Origin of the sequence: Delftia sp. ASV31 (genome assembly GCF_016428765.1) — a bacterium.
GTDB classification, from domain to species: Bacteria; Pseudomonadota; Gammaproteobacteria; order Burkholderiales; family Burkholderiaceae_C; genus Comamonas; species Comamonas acidovorans.
The window spans coordinates 1-302 of sequence record NZ_JAELTK010000314.1 but is presented as its reverse complement, the minus strand read 5'-3'; the positions used below and the strand labels follow the sequence as shown (position 1 = coordinate 302).

Genomic DNA, 302 nt, shown 5'->3' with positions numbered 1-302 from the left:
AGCTTGACCACGCGCGACCAGCGCTCCATGTCCTGGCGCAGCTGGGCGGCAAAGGCCTCGGGCGTATTGGCCACGACTTCGCTGCCGCCATCGACGACCAGCTTGGTCACTTCCGGCAGTTGCAGGGCTGTCTCTTATACACATCTCCGAGCCCACGAGACGCTGACGTTGATCGCGTATGCCGTCTTCTGCTTGAAGAGGGGGGGGGGGGGGGGGGGGGGGGGGGGGGGGGGGGGGGGGGGGGGGGGGGGGGGGGGGGGGGGGGGGGGGGGGGGGGGGGGGGGGGGGGGGGGGGGGGGGGG

At 74.8% G+C, this 302-nt stretch carries 1 pseudogene; it reads right to left on the bottom strand.

From position 1 onward, the window contains the following. A pseudogene (locus JHD82_RS29595) lies at nucleotides 1-125 on the bottom strand (tripartite tricarboxylate transporter substrate binding protein); the annotation flags it as partial. Between the last annotated feature and the right edge of the window lie 177 nt (nucleotides 126-302).